Raw genomic sequence first — 16,269 nt, forward strand, 5'->3', positions numbered from 1 at the left:
GAACTTTTCTACTCAGGTAGTCGTGGCAGCGTTTAAACGTTTAGGTTGTTAGCATCGCGCAGTGACTAGGCAACCGAATCCCTCTAAGGCACCGACACTGACGAGCATCGCCCGGTCCCTGGGGCTTTCTCCTGCGACGGTCTCCAACGTCTACAACCACCCCGAGCGGGTCTCAAAGTCGGTGAGCGAGCGTGTACTCGCCGTTGCGGATGCGGTCGGGTACGCAGGGCCGGATCCCGTCGCCCGCCAGTTTCGCCGCGGGAAATCGGAGACCATCGGCGTTGTCTTCACGGACGAGATGTCCTTCGCTTTGCGCGATCCAGCCTCGGTCTCCCTCCTCGCGGGCCTTTCGACGGCCCTGCAGGATGCCCAGCTAAACCTGCTCCTGCTGCCGGCCGGCCCACCTCTTGGCAGCTCACGGGTATCGAACGTGATGGGAGCGGTGGTGGACGGCTTCGTGTTTTATTCGGTACCCGACGATGACCCGCATTTGGCGGCTGCGCTCAAGAGAAGGTTGCCGATTGTCGTCGTCGACGAGCCGGAAGTTGTGGGACACGCCGACTGGTTGGGACTCGACGACCATTCCGCAGCAGCTGATCTTGGTCGCTACTTGAGCCGCTTGGGCCACCGGAAAGTGGGGGTGATTACCTCCAGGTTGGGCCGTACCCGGCATAACGGGCCAGCGGATGAAGAGATGTGGAAAAACGCTGTCTACTCAGTCCAGCGCAATCGCATCCATGGTCTGAGGGAAGGCCTCTTCGGCGCGGACGCTGGGTCAATTGCGGTCGAGGAGCGCTTCGAAAACTCGGTGGACGCCGGGGTTACCGCTCTTCACACTCTTTTGCACCGGGACCCGGGCATCACTGCGGTCTGCTGCTTCGGTGATGTCCTGGCAATAGGCGCCCTTGAGGGGGCACGCCAGCGCGGATTGAGTGTGCCTGGGGACCTGACAGTCACAGGATTCGACGACGCGCCGGAAGCCGCACGGGCGGGTCTGACCACTGTGCGTCAGCCGCTGTTCGAGAAGGGCCGCATCGCTGGTGAAATGCTGCTCAGCCATCCGTTCTCCGATCGCCCCCGTCGCAGGTATCTGCCGACGTCCCTGGAGGTTCGGTCGACAAGCGACCGCCCGAATCGCAATTCCATGTAAGCGGGGCCGTTCAGCTCGTCGGGTCCCGGGTGCCTGGAACCACAACACGCCAGGACTGAAGGCGTGGCCGCGATCCTAATCCTCCTTTCCTCGGCCGAGAAGCATTTAGCTAGGACTTCCTTGGCCTGATACGGTTTTTAGTCTGATTCACGCCCGCGGTAAGGACCGCCTGCCACACCGCGCCGCGACCGCCGCAGCAGCCGGCAAGCCCTACCTCCCCAACCAACCCCGAAGCACCGAGAGCACAAACCCACATGAGCAAGCACGCAGCAATGCCCGAACGGCCCGAACCGACGCCGATCCCCAACCCCGAGCGCACGCTCACCGTGTGGGAGGACGGGGTGCAGCTGGACTTCACCTTCGCCGACTGCATGAAGTACCACGGCCCGGGCTTCCCCGGCGGCGTCGCGCACGCCTTCGCAGCACTCGGCCGCGCATTGCCGGAACTGGCAGCCCGCACCCCCGGCGGCCGGGTGGAGCGCCGCGGGATCCGGATCCGCACCCCCTTCGGCGGCCCCGGCGCCCGGGACGCCTTCGAACTCGTGACCCGTGCGGTCACCGGCGACCGCTACGCCGTGCTGCCGGAGCTGGCCCGTCCCGAGCGCGGCAACACCCTGGCCCGCTACGTCTTCGAGCTGACCGCAGGGGAGGCAACCGTCACCTGCGTGATCCGGAATGAGGGCATCGTCGCGGACGAGTTCATCGAGCTCACCGCGAAGCCGGAGAAGACCGCTGACGAGCTGGCCCACCTGGAAGTCCTCAAGCGCGAGATGCGGGACCGGATCCTCGAGCGCGACCCGGCTCAGGTGTACGACGTCGAAGGCTAATTTCCACCTATTGGAAACCGGCCCTTCGCCTAGTGCCTGCGGTAGCGACTATTGGCAGAGGGGTCCGGGTGTTCTTCGCAGATTGAGGCAACCACCTTGGTCCCCGTTTCATCCGGGCTGATCCGGATATTGACCGGCCGCCCGTAGGTGTCGGTAGCCGGTATGTCGTAGGGATTCAGCGTGGTTTTGCTCTGCACAGTCAGGATGAGCGTCTTGGGATGATCCACTGTGTAACCGTGTTCCTGCCGCAGCATTTCCGCGATCCTGCCTTTAGCCGCTGACAGTTTCCTCTTGGCTGCAACTCCGACCTTGATGAGCACGGCAAAAGAAACAACGATAACGGCCAGAAGAATAATGATCCCCAGCATCAGCAGGTCTTTATAACCCTCAGCCTTGGGGTCACCCATGAATTCGCTGGCGACGATCATTCCAACGATCGATCCGATCGCCAGCACGATTGCCAGCCATGGGGCGGGCACCTTGGGAACGAGGCTTTCGCCCGCTTCTACTCCGGGGATTTCTTTGGCTTTTGACACTTTGAGACCTAACGGTAAAAGGCGTGCGGAACAGTAACTTCAGCAGTAGCACTGCAACGATACGGCTGGATCGCACGGATCACGGATTAAACCAAAACAGATTCAAGCGGGACGCGGAATCACTAGGAGATCCCCCACCTCGCAATCCAGCGCATTGCAGATCGCGGTCAGAGTGGAGAACCGGATGGCCTTGGCCCGGTCATTCTTGAGCACCGACAAATTCACCAGACTCACGCCAACCTGGCGGCTCAGTTCCGTCAACGTCATCCCGCGGGCTTCCAGGAGTTCATCAAGACGGCAGTGGATGTTCGACGAATCATCCGCCGGCATCAGACCAGGCCGTCCGTATCCTGCTGAATCCGACGGCCGTATTGGAAGACTCCCGCAACCAGTATCAGGACGAGGCTAAGCACCAGCGGCCAGGGGCTCAGCGTGCCTTCAAAGAGGACCAGTTCGTCGCCCGTCTGCCGCTCCATCACGACCAGGTCCGCGACGCGGGGCAGCGCGATTCCGTAGAGGCCCTGGCTAAACGTCCCGACCAGCAGCAGAACGATGCCGCAGGCGCCGATGATCCGTACGGACGCGGCGGTGAACAGGACCGCGCTGCGGAGCCGGTAGGCCAGCAGGAATACCAACGCCTGGACGGCCAGCACACCTGCCTGGTGCAGCGCCGAAGACCAGGCAAGGAGCGCTGCGGGGCCGGAGGGAAGAGCGGGAACCGTAGCCGTCAGTGTTGTGTAGTGCGCTGTCACTCCGGCCGTCAGCCCGTCCACACTCTGGTCCCGTGCGCTGACCGGAAGCTCCAGCGTCACCGGGCCCGTGAAGTACCCGACGATTTCGGAGATTGAAAAGGCAGTGCTGACCACCGCGGCCAATGCCGCCACAATCATGAATACGGTCGCGTCCGTTCGCGAAACGATTCTCTTTTCGCCTGCCGGCGCGCCGGTGTTTTTCATCAGCTTCATGGTTCCCCCCATATCGACTTTCGTTATTAACGATTGTCGATAACCTACGGCGCTGCGGTGTCGGCGTCAATGGCGCCCTCCGACAACCGTCTCACTCTGGCGGCCCAGCCCAGCCGGCGCTAGGCTCCTGCGCCCTGGGCCCGGCGGATCCGGCAGCCCGCCATCTTCGGAAGGATCGGCATGCGCATTGTGCGGACGTGGCGCGGCGTAGTCCGCAGCGACGACCTCGAGACATACGTCGAATACGTTCAGGAGACCGGGATCGACGAGTACCGCGCCACTGCCGGCAACCTCGGCGCCTGGATTCTCACCCGGAGTCTGGACGAGGAGCGTAGCGAGATTGTCACGGCTTCCCTATGGGTTTCCTTGGAGGCGATTCGCGCTTTCGCGGGCGACGACGTCGGCGCGGCCGTCTTCTATCCCGAGGACGATCGGTACCTGCTGGAGCGTGACCGCACCGTCTCGCACTATGAGCTCGCCGACTAGTCCGGCCTAATGCTGTTCGTAGGGATGGTTTGCCGCTGGAGTGGGATGTTCCTCGCAGATGGAGGCGACCACTTTGGTACCCGTTTCATCCGGGCTGATTCGGATATTGACCGCCCGCCCGTAAGTGTCGGTCGCCGGTATGTCGAAGGGATTTAGCCGGATGGTGGAATTGCCGGTCAGGATCAAAGTTTTCGGGCGGTCAACGGTGAACCCGTATTGCCACCGCAGGGATTCGGCGATGTTCCGGTTGGCTGCTGATATTGCCTTCCTGAGTTTCACGATAAGCGGGATCGCGACCACAAGACCCACAAGCGCAGCGAGGAGAAAAACCAGGAGTAATACGAACCAAAACTCTTCTGCCGGACTGCCCTCAGTCTCGTCCATAGCCACACCTGCGAGGATGAGCCCAATGCCCGGGCCACCCAGCATGCCCATCAGCAACCACGAACTGGTCACCTTCGGAACGAGGCTCTCGCTCGGCTGCACACCGGGGATTTCTTTCGCTTTTGACACTTTGAGACCTATCGATAACGGGCGGACCGGCGGATCAGCAGTAGCAGTCTCCCGGGTGGGAGACAGGATCTGAATTAGACCCGGCGTTCGCGACGGTAGCCGGCAGCCTGAAGCATCAGCAGCGCAAGGGCACCGGCCAGGCCGAAGGGCAGCAGATACACACCCATCATCTGGAAGTTCATCATCGCTACGTCCTGGGCACTCGTGACTGCACTGCCGCCGCCGTAAATGGCCGACGTGATTTGGAGGTTGCCGGAGAGCCAGATCAGTCCAAGGACAAGCATCATCGCCACAACCGCCCACGCGGCACAGAGATAGGGGTTGAACCGGCGCCTGGGGGCAGCAGCCACTCCGAGGGGCCCTTGAGCAGCGGCGCCGTCAACGTCCGCGTCACTGAACTCCGCTTCGGTATGGGTAGTACGACTGGACACCCGCGGAGGTTCCCCGCCGTCATCCACCACTTCCACCCAGTCCCCGCTTTCGCCAGGCACCGGGCGGGAGTACATCCGGTAATCCGATTCACTGGTGCTTCGCCGATTTCCCATGGCCCGAAGCCTACTACGGGGCGGCTCCGGCCTGAGGAGCGGATGGGCACAAAGGTTAAAAGCCGATGCCCGTGTTCCGGTGATGGAACACGGGCATCGACCCGAGACGGATAAGAATCAAGGCGGGCAAACCGTGCGCCGCCTAGCTCTCTTCCACCTCCGAAAACAGGGCGATGAAGGTGGTCCCGGTGGCCTTCAGCTGACCGAAGAGGTCCGCGGCCGCAGGTGTTGTTACGGCAGCGGAGGCGTCCTCATAGGTGTCGAAGTACAGGTCCAGTGTCCGGTGGGCAGGCGTGGGCGAGCCGTTTTCCTTCGGCCATACCTTTCCTGCCTCGTAGCGGAGCAGCTTCGGGAGCTGCTTGGCGCTGTCCGCGATGCCTTTGTAGGCCGCCTCAAAGGCGTCGGGGTCCGCGGGGTTATCAATGACGAAGGTGATCTTGGTGGGCATGGTGTTCTTTCCTTTCGGGGGTGGGGATGGTTGAAGTGTCCGGGCACGTGGGACGGTTGTCTACCGTGCGGCGGTCTCCAGGAGCCGGAGCCAGACTTCACTGATCGTGGGATAGGCCGGAACCGCATGCCAGAGCCGGTCGATCGGTACTTCCCCGGCGATTGCGATGGTTGCGGCGTGCACCAGCTCGGTCACGTCAGGTCCGACGGCGGTGAACCCGACAATCGTGTTGGTGTCCTCATTGATGACGATGCTTGCGCGGCCGGCATAGCCGTCGGCATGCAGGGAGGCGCCGGCAACCGGTCCAAGGTCGTATTCCACGGAACGGACCCGGAGCCCGGCGTCGACGGCGCCGGCCAGGGTGAGGCCGGCGGAGGCAATCTCGGGGTCGGTGAAGATGACCTGCGGAACTGCCCGGAGGTCGGCGGTCGCCGCGTGACGCCCCCACGGGAAGTCCTCCACCGGAGCGCCGGTTGCCCGTGCCACGATCGCGTCCCCCGCAGCCCGGGCCTGGTACTTGCCCTGGTGGGTGAGCAGCGCCCGTCCGTTGACGTCGCCCGCGGCGTAAAGCCAGCCGCCGTCGGGCACGGTGCCGTCGGGGCCGACCACCCGGAGCGTCTCGTCCACGCCCAGCCAGCCGGAGGCCGCAAGCCCCAGGCTTTCGAGCCCGAGGTTGCCGGTGTTCGGCCTGCGTCCCGTCGCAACCAGGACCTCGTCGGCGTCGATAATCCCGCCGTCGGCCAACGCTATGTGCACGGTGCCGCGGGCATCGCGGGTGACCTCGCCAGGGCTTGCGCCGATCAGAACCCGCACGCCGCTGCTCTCGAGGGACGCGACAACGTGCTCGGCAGCGTACGGCTCGACCCGCGGCAGGACGCCGTCGCGCGCGATGAGCGTCACCGCAGCGCCCAGCGCACTGAAGGCCGATGCCATTTCCGTGCCGACGACCCCGCCGCCGATGATCGCGAGCCGCTCCGGGATTTTCTTGACGGACACCGCTTCACGGCTGGTCCACGGGGCGGCGTCCGCCAGTCCGGGGATCGGCGGAAGCGCCGCGCTGGTGCCGGTGGCGACGACGACGGCGTGACGCGCCGTGATCGTGCTGACCGTGCCGTCCCGGCCGGTGACCTCCACGGTCCGCGGGGCACTGATCCGCCCGTGCCCGCGCTTCAGGGTGATGCCGGCCTGTTGCAGCCACGCGACCTGGCCCTCGTCGTTCCAGTTCGAGGCGAACCGGTCCCGGCGGGCCAGCACCGCGTCGACGTCGAGCGTGCCCGTTACCGCCGCGGCGGCCCCGGGCAGCTGCCGGACGGCGCGGAGGGCGGCGGCGTCCCGCAGCAGCGCTTTGGTCGGCATGCATGCCCAGTAGGAGCATTCGCCGCCCACCAGCTCGGATTCGACAATCACCGCGCTCAGGCCGCCGGCGACTATCCGGTCCGCAACGTTCTCCCCCACCGGACCGGCGCCGATAACAATAACGTCCGCAACGGTCCCGGTCATCGTGTGCCTGCCTTGGCGAGACGCTGCAGCCGGATCGCGGAGAGGAGGAAGAACACGCCGCCGAGGGTGGCGTATCCCGCGACGCCGGTGAGGGCCGCCGAGGAGCTGCCGGACATCAGGATGAAGCCGGTGCCGGCGAGGGTGGAGATGCCGCCGCTGAGAATCATCGGCCACTGCCCGCCCAGCCGCAGGCGGGAAACGGCAACGGCGAGCTGGACGGCGCCCGCGGTAATAGCCCACACACCCCAGACAACCAGCACGGCGGACACTCCCGAGGTGACGGCCACGCCGAGCGCGACGGCGGTCAGCAGGCTGAGCGCCATATTCACCAGGAGCAGCGGGCCGGGACGGGTGGCGCGGGAGGCGCGGTGGTCGACGACGGCGGCCGCGACGTCGAACAGCGGGTAGAGGATGAGCAGGGCGATGCTGAAGGGTCCGAGGGTGGAAGCGGTCAGAGCAATAAGGACTGCCCAGACGATAGCGAATCCGAAGCGGACGAAGTACAGCTTCCGGAGGACCGGCGAGATCGCCGGTGGGGCCTGGATGGTTGATGCAGTCATGATGTTCCGTTCTGTGTGAAGTGTTTGAAAGCGGGAAGGGGCTCTGTGAGGGGTCATCGGACGGTTACCGCCGACGTCGCGGCCTGTCGAATGAGGCCCGCGACGGTCGAGGGACGGCTGACCATGACGGCATGGGGAGCCTCGACCTCGATGACGGCCGCGCCGGTACGGCGGGCCATCATCCGCTGCAGGTCCGGGTCGATGGCCCGGTCCGCAGTGGTGACGAGTACATAGGCCGGCACTGTGCGGAAGGCCTCCCGGGTGATCGGTTCCGCAACTGCCCGGACGTTGGCGGGACGCTGGACGATGCCGAGGACACCTGCCGTGCGCTGGTCGACGTCGGCGGCGAACGCCTCGCGGAAGCCCTCCGGGCTGATGTGCACCTCAGGCCCGCTTGGTGTCTCGACTGTCGCCAAGGGCAGCGGGGTCGAAGACTGAGCGGCCAGCTGGCCGACCGTCTCCCCCGCAACCGGGATAAATGCCGCGACGTACACGAGGGCCCGTACATCGAAGGCACTCGTATCGACGTTCGTGATGATTGCACCGCCGTACGAATGGCCCACCAGCACCACAGGACCCTCGATCGCCGCAAGGTAGCTGGCCAGATAGGCCGTGTCGTGTTCCACGCCCCGCAGCGGGTTCGCAACGGCCCGGACAGGGAATCCTGCGTGCAGGAGTTCGTTGATCACCGGCTCCCAGCTGGAGGAATCGGCCCACGCGCCGTGCACAAGCACTATGGTCGGCAAGCCCTGGTTTTCGGCCTGGTTTTCGGCGGCGGCGGAATCGGTGGCGGACCCCAATCGGGGTGAATTGTTGAACATCTCGGTTGTCCTTTCATCGGTGGTGAAGCCGCCCGACCGTCATCTGGAAGGTGTTTCGCGGCTGGTAGAATGACCAGTCACTCTACTTAGAAGGAGCGTAATGTGGATCACGGGGACACGCAAGGGCAACGGGAAGGAAAACCATGGCGGAGGCTGTGAAGGTATCGATGAGGGAACGACTCGTCGAAGCCGCGACAGAGCTGTTCTATGCCGAGGGGCTGCGGGCGGTCAGCGTCGACAAGGTGATCGACCGTGCCGGCACGACGAAAGTGACCTTCTACCGGCATTTCAAAAGCAAGGACGACCTGGTGGTGGCCCATCTGGAACGCCGGGCAAAGATTGAGCGCGAGGGAATCGGCGCTGCAATGGAACATGCAGGCGGAGATGCCGACAAGACGTTCCAACTCATTGCCGAACACTTAGGCACGATGTCGTGCGAACCCGGATTCCGCGGGTGCCCCTTTATCAACGCCGCGGCAGAATATCCGGATCCCGCCAGTGCGGTCCGTAAAACCATCAAGGACCACCGCGAATGGTGCAAGGCTGCGTACACGGAAATTGTCCGTCCCCTGGCTCCCGCCGACCCGAACGCTGTGGCTCAGGATCTGATGCTTCTTCACGGCGGTGCGATGGTTGCCGGCTACCTTGACGCCGACGGCGATAACCTCGCCGCGTCCTTCCTGCGCAGCTGCCGTGCGGTCGTCAACGCCGGCTGACTGCGGACAGATTCATGAGCGCCGAAGGCGCCCGCTGCGAACGTGTGCGGCAGCTTGCTGCCCGCCTAGATCGCCGGAAGTGTCGCCGTGTCGATGACGAACCGGTACCGAACATCGGATGCGAGAACACGTTCGTAGGCATCGTTGATGGCGTCGGCGGCTATGAGTTCAATTTCGGGTGCGATGCCGTGCTCGGCGCAGAAGTCCAGCATGTCCTGGGTCTCACGGATACTGCCGATACCAGTGCCCGCGAACGAGCGCCGGTTGCTGCACAGCGTGTACACCTGTACCGGCAGTACCTCCGTCGGCGCACCGATGTTCACCATGGTTCCGTCGAGGCCGAGCAGTAAGAGGTAGGCATCCACGTCGATCTTCGCGCTCACCGTGTTGATGATGAGATCAAAGGTGTTGGCGAGGGTTTCGAATGTAGCCGGGTCACTCGTGGCGTAGTAGTGGTCAGCACCGAACCGCAGCCCGTCCTCCTGCTTACTAAGCGAGTGCGAGAGAACCGTGGTTTCCGCTCCCATGGCATGTGAAATCTTTACGGCCATGTGACCGAGTCCGCCCATCCCAATGACGGCTACCTTCTTGCCTGGGCCGGCATTCCAGTGCGCCAGTGGTGAATAGGTCGTAATGCCGGCGCACAAGAGGGGCGCGGCCGCTTCATACGGGATACTCTGCGGAACACTCAGCACGAAGTCCTCCACCACGACGATATGCGTGGAGTACCCACCCTGGGTGATAGTGCCGTCGCGGTCCACGGCGCCGTAGGTAGCGGTGTTGCCGTTGAGGCAGTACTGCTCTGCACCCGCGCGGCAATTGGCGCATTCACGGCAGGAGTTGACGAGGCACCCCACGCCGACGCGGTCGCCGACTTGGTGCTGTGTGACGTCCGCACCAATCTCGCTGACGACCCCGACGATCTCGTGACCCACCGTCAACGGGTACTGGACCGGCCCCCAGTCACCCCGGACAGTGTGGATGTCTGAGTGGCAGATCCCCACGTAGGCGATCTCGATAAGTACGTCTTTCGCGCCAACGCTGCGTCGTTCAATCGTGGTAGCGACGAGCGGATCGGTGGGCGATATCGCGGCGTAGGCACTCACGGTCCGAGTCGGACGAGTCGCGATCTGAACTGGTGAAACCATGGTGGACTCCTAGAAACAGACTAGTTTGCTAAGTTGCGTGCCGACGCTTTTCACCGGTCCTGCACGAGGCAACCGGATTTGTGAGTCGTGAATCTACTTAGCCCTCAGAGAGTTAGCCAGTGCCCCCGCGGGCCGAGGCACTGGCAGCCCCCCCCTTTGCCTGCAGGTCCACGCTTTTGACGTTCCACAACAGGTAAAGGCCCTTATCCGGGCGCGCATGGTCAGCGGCCGGAATAGCGGTTGGCCTGACGGCGACGGTCGATGCCGAGCACGGCTGTGAGCTGTGGGATCGGGTGAGCCCGGCACCTTAGTATTTCGTTCATGACCAGCGCGGCCAGCAGCCCCTCCGGCAACACCCGGCTGCTGGCCGTCGCCATTCTCGCCACCTTCGTGGCCTTCCTCGATGGGTCCGTCGTCACCGTGGCGTTGCCGGCCATCAGCGGAGAACTCGGCGGCGGACTGCCCACCCAGCAGTGGACCGTGAACGCCTATCTGCTCACCCTGGGGGCGTTCATCCTGCTGGCCGGCTCACTCTCGGACTCCTTCGGCCGGCTGCGGATCCTGCGGATCGGCATCCTGGGCTTCGGGGTCTCCTCCCTCGCCTGCGCCTTGGCCTGGGCACCCGGCGTCCTGATCCTCGCCCGCGGCATCCAGGGCATCACCGCCGCACTGCTGGTGCCCGGCTCGCTGGCGCTCATTACGACGGCGTACCGCGACGCCGCGCGGGCCGCCGCGATCGGCAGGTGGACGGCGTGGACCGGCACGGCCGCGATCATCGGCCCGCTTCTGGGCGGAGTGCTCGTGGACGTGGGAAGCTGGCGGCTGATCTTCGCCGTAAACGTCCTGCCGGTGGCCGCCTGCCTGCTGCTGATGACCGGCCTGCAGGAGAGCAGCGGACCGAGGCGGGCCGCGTTCGACCTGCCCGGCGTTGTGCTGGCCGTTGCCGGACTGGCAGGTCCTGTCTATGCACTGATCGAACAGGAGCGGCTCGGCTGGGGGCATCCCGCCGTCGTCGTTCCCCTGGCCGCAGGGCTGCTGGCCCTGGTGCTGTTCCTGCTGCGCGAGGCCCGAGCACCGGCACCGATGATGCCGCTGTCCCTGTTCCGGGCGCGGAACTTCCGCTACGGCAACGTGGTCACTGCGGGCGCTTACGCCGGGCTCTCGCTGGGGACCTTCGCCGTGACCGTTTTCGTGCAGGAGACCGCGGGGTTCTCCGCGACGGCGGCCGGCTTCACTGCCCTGGCGCTGCCGGTGGCCATGCTGCTGCTGTCCGCCCGCGTCGGCAGACTGGCCGGGATTTACGGGCCGCGCCTATTTATGACCGCCGGGCCGGTGATCTGCGGGACCGGGTTCCTCCTTATGCTCATGGTCCAGCCGCCGCTGGACTTTCTTACCGAGCTGCTGCCCGGGCTGCTGCTGTGCGGGCTGGGCCTGGCGCTGATGGTGGCGCCGCTGACCTCCGCGGTGCTCGGCGCACTGAGCGAGGACGACGCCGGCATCGGCTCCGCGGTCAACAATGCCGTGTCGCGGGTGGCCGGGCTCATTGCCATCGCGCTGGCCGGCACCGTGTCCGGCAGCGCCCTGGACTTTCCGGGCTTCCGGCAGACGGTGCTGGTGACCGCGGTCCTTTTCCTGGCGGCCGGGGCGGTCGCGTTCCTGGGGATCCGGAATCCGGCGACGTCGGCCCCGCACTCCCCTGACGATTGAGGAGGAGCGGATACGCCGTCGTCGTGCTCCCCTTCACCGGGCCATGGTGCAGGCGGGCTAGCCTATTCGCGGGACCAACGCTGCGGCATTTTCGGGCGGCATTTCCTCGCAGCTGCGGACCAGAAGCAGTGCCAACCCGGTGCAGGCAACGAAGACGGCGCCGCCTGCAGCGACCGGGAGGGCCACATCGATGGTGGCCAGTGCTCCACCGGCAAGGGAACCGGCCATCGGGCCCAGCAGTTCCAGGGTGCGTGTTCCGGCATTGCCCCTTCCGCGGAGGTTGTCCGGTATCAGCCGGGCGGTATTCCTCGTTTCAATAGCCTGAGTTCGATGCCGCTTTCCGCGGTCTGGGAAACGGCACCGGTCGCGGTGCTGGTAACGGTGGCCTATCTGGTCTTGCTGCTGACATCCGTGCTGCTTTGCGCCGTCCTCGTCACCGTCTCCCTCACCGCCGGCTCAACTTCCCGACGGCTCGGGACCCACCACCAGGCAGGTGCTTGACGCTGTAGCGAGAACCCGGCCGGCGGCGTCGCGCAGATCTGCTTCGACAAACGCTGCGTTGCGTCCGGCCTTGGTCACCCATCCGTGGGCGGTGACGGTGCCCGTGTTCGCGGTGGCGGGCCGCAGGAAGGACACTTTGAGTTCGAGGCTGGTGTAGCCGGCGCCGGCCGGCAGCGTGGAGTGCACGGCGCAGCCGCAGGCGGAGTCCAGGACGGTGGCGAAAAAGCCGCCGTGGACGGACCCGATCGGGTTGTAGTGCGATTCGTCCGGTTCCGCCGTCATCACCACATCCCCCTCGCTCACGCTGACGAGGCGCAGCCCCACGTGGCTGCTGATCGGCGGGCCGGGAACCTCACCGGCGGCAAGCGCCTGCAGGTGCTCGAGTCCGGTCCGCGAGAATATGCGTGCGACGTCCCGTTCTGCAGGGGAGTATTCAAGCGTTTTCGAACGCATTTCGGAAGCGGGCATCGGAGCTCCTTCAGGGTTGGTGAGTGCTGGGCCTCACAGACACAGCAATGCAGGCCATCTTGTCATGCCGGGTCCATGGCCGCAGATCCCAGCCCGCACAGCAGCCGACCAACGCCGGCGACCACGTCCTCGACGGTCCGTTCTCAGGGCCCTCGCCCACCCGCAGCAGCGCGAGAACAGGACCGGCGGTAGCTTCTCATGGTTCTTTCCCCGGGAATCGTAGACGGTGGGGCTCTCCGACGACGGCGGCCCGGCCCCGCCGTCGTCGTGCCGCGGCGCTGCCAGCTAGAACCCGGACCGCCAGTCAAGGATGATGTCCGCAACCTCGTCGAGGTGTGACTCGAGGAGGAAGTGGCCGCCGTCGAGAAGTTCCACGCGGGCCCTGGGGACGTCCTGGCGGAACGCTTCGGCTCCGGACGGACCGAAGATTTCGTCATTCCGTCCCCATACGGCAAGCACCGGAACCTGGGTGGAACGCAGCCATTCGTGGAGCGGCGGATACAGCGCCCGGTTGGTGTGATAATCGCCGAAGAGCGCCAGTTGGGCCTCGTCGACGCCGGAGCGGGCCAGGAGCGCCAGATCGTGCTCCCAGGCGTCCGGGTCCACAGTGGTGGGGTCCGGAACGCCGTGCTTGTACTGCCACTCGACTGCCTCCCGGCCCAAGGCCGGGCGCAGGGCCGCCTTGTTTTCCGGCGAAGGGTCCGCACCGTAGGCCCAGATGGGAGCCCAGAAGTCGGGCACAAAACCCTCTTCGTAGGCGTTGCCGTTCTGCGAAATCACGCCTTCCACCGCTGCCGGGTTGGCCAGCGCCAGCCGCCAGGCGATGGGGGCGCCGTAGTCCTGGGTGTAGACCGCATAGGCGTCCACGCCGAGTTCAGCCAGGAAAGCACGCGTCACCTCGGCCAGCCCGTCGAAAGTGTACGTAAACTCCTCGACCGACGGCGCTGACGAGCGGCCAAAGCCGATATGGTCCGGGGCGATCACCCGGTATTGTTCGGCGAGCCTGGGGATGAGGTGGCGGAACATGTGCGAGCTTGTGGGATATCCGTGCAGGAGCAGGAGCACCGGGGCGTCCACGGGGCCGGCTTCGCGGTAAAACACGTCTAGCCCGTTGACGGAAACGGTGCGGTGATGAACGGCAACCATGGACTAACCCCTAACAATCGTTTTACTGGTTATGGGACGGTAGCATGGAACTCGTTCAGCGCACCCGCGTAACCCCTGGAAAGTGTGCCGTCCTCCGAGAAAGGAACCCGATGGTCGAGGATGAAGACCTGCTGCTGGCGCTGCTGAACAGCACACCCGTTGTCGCGGGCCGTCCCACGGATGGACTCGCGGGCGCCTCCTGCGTCGAGTTCGTTGCACGCTACGGAGGTACGGGCTCTCAAGCCGAGCTTGCACATCTTCGACGGATGCGGGAGTGCCTGCAGGACGCGGTCCGGGGATCCGGCGACGCACTGTCCCGTCTTTCGACAGCACTGGGCGACGGAGTCCTGATCCCCCGGGTAACTCCGCAGGGACTCCACTGGGAAGTGCGTGCGCCGGAGGACGAGCGGATAGCCTTCCGTGCGGCGCTTGCCTGGTCCCGTGTTGTCCGGGAGTTACCAGGCCGACTGCGTCCCTGTGCCAACAACGAGTGCAACCTCTTCCTCATCGACAGGAGCAGGCCGGGCACCGCCAAGTGGTGTTCCATGGCAGTGTGCGGCAACCGGATGAAGGCCCGCTCCCATGCCGGGCGCCAGCGGGCGGCTGCGGACCGACCGTAACGGGTCTGATTGTGAGTCGGCCGGGGCCCGGATCAGAGTAGCGTCCTAGGACCGTTTGACCACCCTGTTAGGTTCGGACCATGGGGACAATCGAGAGCCGCACACTACATATCCTCGTGGATGCCGCCGTTGAAGGGCTGCCGCCCGCTGCCCAAGCAGCGCCCCGCCTGACTGTGGACATAGGGTCAGCCCATACTGTGGTCCTGCTGGACGGCACCGCCGCCGTTCGAATTGCACGGGACCCGGACACAGCGGCCGCCATGCGGAAGCGGCAGCAGCTGGTGGACAGCATCCCGGACTCGATCGGCTTCCTGCTCCCCTGGTCCTTGGGACCAGTCGTGGAGCTCGAGGGGTTTTCGGCTGTCGCTACCCGGCTGATCCCCGGCGGACCCTGCCCGGCAGGAGAAGGCGACCCCGGCCAGCTCCAAGACCTGCTCAACTCCGTATCCTCCATTGCCGCTGAGCCGCTCGAAGGGTTGCTGGCCGAGCCCCTGGCCTTCTGCGGCGGATCGGACTGGTATCGGATCCAATGCGAGGAGGTTCTGCCGCGTCTCGATCAGGACGTTCAGGGGCGGGCGGCGGACGCCGTCGCCGCCTTGGCGAACCTCGAACCGGTCCGCGACGTGTTCGCCCACGGTGACCTCGGAGGACACAACGTGTTCTGGGAAGGGAACCGCATAGTCGGGGTACTGGATTGGGATCTGGCGTCGCGGAGCGACCGCTCCACGGATCTTGCCTGCATCGGTGTCTGGAACGGATGGGACAAGCTGCCGCTGATAGCCGGCGCCGCGGAAGTGCGCCGTGCTGCCATCCGGCGGAACACCTTCCGGCTGCAGCAAGTCGCGTTTGCGTTATTGAACGGCCGGCCCACGGACGAGATCGGGCAAGCCGTCGCCCGGGCAAACGCGTGGCTCCGGGAAAGCTTGTAACCGGTGGACTCCAACGAACCTCGCTACCGGACAGTTGCGCTGCGGTTTGTGGTGCCCGGCGCCTGCCTGCTGCTTGGGCTCGCGTTAGTCCTGTCATCTGCCACCGGCTGGATCCTCGTGATCGGCTCCCACGTCGTCAGCCCCTGGCTGGCGGCCGCCGCGCTGCTGCTGGCCTCCGTGGCGATTCGGTGGTTCGGCTCTCGGAACCGCGTCGGCGACCGCAAGAATCCCCGGTTGCACTCCCCCGTTCCGGCACTGCTGGCGGCCGCCGTCGCGGGAGTCGGAATCGCCGTCGGATCGCTGCTCGACGCAGGGACCGAGAGCTTCATTCTGGATCCCCAGGGACCGGAGGGCTGCCGCGCCGCAGTGCGTGAGTCCGCTTTCCTCATGTCAGGAAGCGGCAAGGTTTACGCGGTCGGCAGCCACGGAATCGGCAGGCTGGCCGGTGAGTGGAACAGCGACGACGGCTACCGGCCGATCGAGGCCGGCAACTACACCCTGGAATGGACCGCGTCCGGCGGGCTGCTCACCGTCGGCGGCGCCTCCACCCCCAACGGGTATCGGCTGGTTGAAGACAGTGAATACACGGTGCAGGTCGACGCCGACGGCAACGAGCTCAGCGGTTACGTGCCCGTGGGGCCCACCAGGTTTGAGCAGCAGCCGGTCGCCTGCCATTGAGCCAG

22 protein-coding genes are annotated in these 16,269 nt (G+C 65.3%); 9 read left to right on the plus strand and 13 right to left on the minus strand.

Annotated elements, in window-relative coordinates; translation table 11 throughout:
* The first annotated feature begins 61 nt into the window (after positions 1–61).
* Positions 62–1,150: a LacI family DNA-binding transcriptional regulator gene (locus tag NNX35_RS09835; protein WP_255867645.1), complete on the plus strand. Its 1,089-nt coding sequence runs from the start codon at positions 62–64 to the stop codon at positions 1,148–1,150.
* A 254-nt stretch (positions 1,151–1,404) separates the two neighbouring features.
* On the plus strand, positions 1,405–1,977 hold the full coding sequence (locus NNX35_RS09840) for a hypothetical protein (protein ID WP_255766008.1): 573 nt from the start codon (positions 1,405–1,407) through the stop codon (positions 1,975–1,977).
* A gap of 29 nt (positions 1,978–2,006) precedes the next feature.
* Here NNX35_RS09840 and NNX35_RS09845 read toward each other — a convergent pair whose 3' ends face one another.
* The 3 genes from NNX35_RS09845 to NNX35_RS09855 form a co-directional block, all read right to left on the minus strand.
* Positions 2,007–2,513 carry a hypothetical protein gene (locus NNX35_RS09845; protein ID WP_255766007.1) on the minus strand — a complete coding sequence of 169 codons (507 nt, stop codon included), beginning with the start codon at positions 2,511–2,513 and terminating at the stop codon, positions 2,007–2,009.
* A 102-nt stretch (positions 2,514–2,615) separates the two neighbouring features.
* Positions 2,616–2,843 carry a helix-turn-helix transcriptional regulator gene (locus tag NNX35_RS09850; RefSeq protein ID WP_227933365.1) on the minus strand — a complete coding sequence of 76 codons (228 nt, stop codon included), beginning with the start codon at positions 2,841–2,843 and terminating at the stop codon, positions 2,616–2,618.
* Positions 2,843–3,478: a hypothetical protein gene (locus NNX35_RS09855; RefSeq protein WP_255766006.1), complete on the minus strand. Its 636-nt coding sequence runs from the start codon at positions 3,476–3,478 to the stop codon at positions 2,843–2,845. Before NNX35_RS09855 ends, NNX35_RS09850 begins: the two co-directional genes overlap by 1 nt.
* 180 nt (positions 3,479–3,658) lie before the next feature.
* Between NNX35_RS09855 and NNX35_RS09860 the strand changes: the two genes are divergently transcribed.
* The gene (locus tag NNX35_RS09860) at positions 3,659–3,964 is read left to right on the plus strand and encodes a hypothetical protein (protein ID WP_255766005.1); all 306 of its coding nucleotides are present in this window, start codon (positions 3,659–3,661) and stop codon (positions 3,962–3,964) included.
* Positions 3,965–3,970: 6 nt separating this feature from the next.
* On the opposite strand, the gene NNX35_RS09865 is transcribed toward NNX35_RS09860, so the two are convergent.
* The 6 genes from NNX35_RS09865 to NNX35_RS09890 form a co-directional block, all read right to left on the minus strand.
* Complete coding sequence (locus NNX35_RS09865; protein ID WP_255766004.1) at positions 3,971–4,477, minus strand: hypothetical protein; 507 nt, start codon at positions 4,475–4,477, stop codon at positions 3,971–3,973.
* 74 nt (positions 4,478–4,551) lie between these two features.
* Positions 4,552–5,022 carry a hypothetical protein gene (locus NNX35_RS09870; protein ID WP_255867646.1) on the minus strand — a complete coding sequence of 157 codons (471 nt, stop codon included), beginning with the start codon at positions 5,020–5,022 and terminating at the stop codon, positions 4,552–4,554.
* A gap of 142 nt (positions 5,023–5,164) precedes the next feature.
* Positions 5,165–5,470, minus strand: a complete 306-nt coding sequence (locus tag NNX35_RS09875; RefSeq protein ID WP_255766002.1) for an EthD family reductase — start codon at positions 5,468–5,470, stop codon at positions 5,165–5,167.
* A gap of 60 nt (positions 5,471–5,530) precedes the next feature.
* Positions 5,531–6,970 carry an NAD(P)/FAD-dependent oxidoreductase gene (locus tag NNX35_RS09880; protein ID WP_255867647.1) on the minus strand — a complete coding sequence of 480 codons (1,440 nt, stop codon included), beginning with the start codon at positions 6,968–6,970 and terminating at the stop codon, positions 5,531–5,533.
* Positions 6,967–7,530 carry a hypothetical protein gene (locus tag NNX35_RS09885; RefSeq protein WP_255766000.1) on the minus strand — a complete coding sequence of 188 codons (564 nt, stop codon included), beginning with the start codon at positions 7,528–7,530 and terminating at the stop codon, positions 6,967–6,969. Before NNX35_RS09885 ends, NNX35_RS09880 begins: the two co-directional genes overlap by 4 nt.
* Before the next feature lie 53 nt (positions 7,531–7,583).
* Positions 7,584–8,351, minus strand: coding sequence for an alpha/beta fold hydrolase (locus tag NNX35_RS09890; protein ID WP_255867648.1), 768 nt, complete (start codon positions 8,349–8,351; stop codon positions 7,584–7,586).
* A gap of 143 nt (positions 8,352–8,494) precedes the next feature.
* On the opposite strand from NNX35_RS09890, the gene NNX35_RS09895 reads away from it, so the two are divergent.
* Positions 8,495–9,067: a TetR/AcrR family transcriptional regulator gene (locus NNX35_RS09895; protein WP_255867649.1), complete on the plus strand. Its 573-nt coding sequence runs from the start codon at positions 8,495–8,497 to the stop codon at positions 9,065–9,067.
* Between the two features lie 65 nt (positions 9,068–9,132).
* Here NNX35_RS09895 and NNX35_RS09900 read toward each other — a convergent pair whose 3' ends face one another.
* Complete coding sequence (locus NNX35_RS09900) at positions 9,133–10,215, minus strand: NAD(P)-dependent alcohol dehydrogenase (protein ID WP_255867650.1); 1,083 nt, start codon at positions 10,213–10,215, stop codon at positions 9,133–9,135.
* A 321-nt stretch (positions 10,216–10,536) separates the two neighbouring features.
* Here NNX35_RS09900 and NNX35_RS09905 point away from each other — a divergent pair, with 321 nt between their 5' ends.
* Positions 10,537–11,922, plus strand: coding sequence for an MFS transporter (locus tag NNX35_RS09905; protein ID WP_255867651.1), 1,386 nt, complete (start codon positions 10,537–10,539; stop codon positions 11,920–11,922).
* Positions 11,923–11,979: 57 nt separating this feature from the next.
* Here NNX35_RS09905 and NNX35_RS09910 read toward each other — a convergent pair whose 3' ends face one another.
* Positions 11,980–12,150 (minus strand): hypothetical protein, encoded by a 171-nt coding sequence (locus NNX35_RS09910; protein ID WP_255867652.1) that lies wholly within the window; start codon positions 12,148–12,150, stop codon positions 11,980–11,982.
* A 102-nt stretch (positions 12,151–12,252) separates the two neighbouring features.
* Between NNX35_RS09910 and NNX35_RS09915 the strand changes: the two genes are divergently transcribed.
* On the plus strand, positions 12,253–12,423 hold the full coding sequence (locus tag NNX35_RS09915; protein ID WP_255765993.1) for a hypothetical protein: 171 nt from the start codon (positions 12,253–12,255) through the stop codon (positions 12,421–12,423).
* On the opposite strand, the gene NNX35_RS09920 is transcribed toward NNX35_RS09915, so the two are convergent.
* Together NNX35_RS09920 and NNX35_RS09925 are read right to left on the minus strand one after the other, a co-directional pair.
* Complete coding sequence (locus NNX35_RS09920; protein WP_227921193.1) at positions 12,379–12,891, minus strand: PaaI family thioesterase; 513 nt, start codon at positions 12,889–12,891, stop codon at positions 12,379–12,381. The genes NNX35_RS09915 and NNX35_RS09920 overlap by 45 nt on opposite strands.
* Before the next feature lie 285 nt (positions 12,892–13,176).
* Entirely contained in the window at positions 13,177–14,037 is an 861-nt protein-coding gene (locus tag NNX35_RS09925; RefSeq protein WP_255867654.1) for an alpha/beta fold hydrolase, read from the minus strand.
* Between the two features lie 110 nt (positions 14,038–14,147).
* Here NNX35_RS09925 and NNX35_RS09930 point away from each other — a divergent pair, with 110 nt between their 5' ends.
* From NNX35_RS09930 to NNX35_RS09940, 3 genes are all read left to right on the plus strand, one after another.
* The gene (locus NNX35_RS09930; protein ID WP_255867655.1) at positions 14,148–14,657 is read left to right on the plus strand and encodes a CGNR zinc finger domain-containing protein; all 510 of its coding nucleotides are present in this window, start codon (positions 14,148–14,150) and stop codon (positions 14,655–14,657) included.
* A gap of 80 nt (positions 14,658–14,737) precedes the next feature.
* Complete coding sequence (locus NNX35_RS09935; protein WP_255867656.1) at positions 14,738–15,586, plus strand: phosphotransferase family protein; 849 nt, start codon at positions 14,738–14,740, stop codon at positions 15,584–15,586.
* Positions 15,587–15,589: 3 nt separating this feature from the next.
* Complete coding sequence (locus tag NNX35_RS09940) at positions 15,590–16,264, plus strand: hypothetical protein (RefSeq protein ID WP_255867657.1); 675 nt, start codon at positions 15,590–15,592, stop codon at positions 16,262–16,264.
* Positions 16,265–16,269: the final 5 nt, after the last annotated feature.

It is taken from the genome of Arthrobacter sp. zg-Y844 (assembly GCF_024385465.1).
Lineage (GTDB): Bacteria > Actinomycetota > Actinomycetes > Actinomycetales > Micrococcaceae > Arthrobacter_B.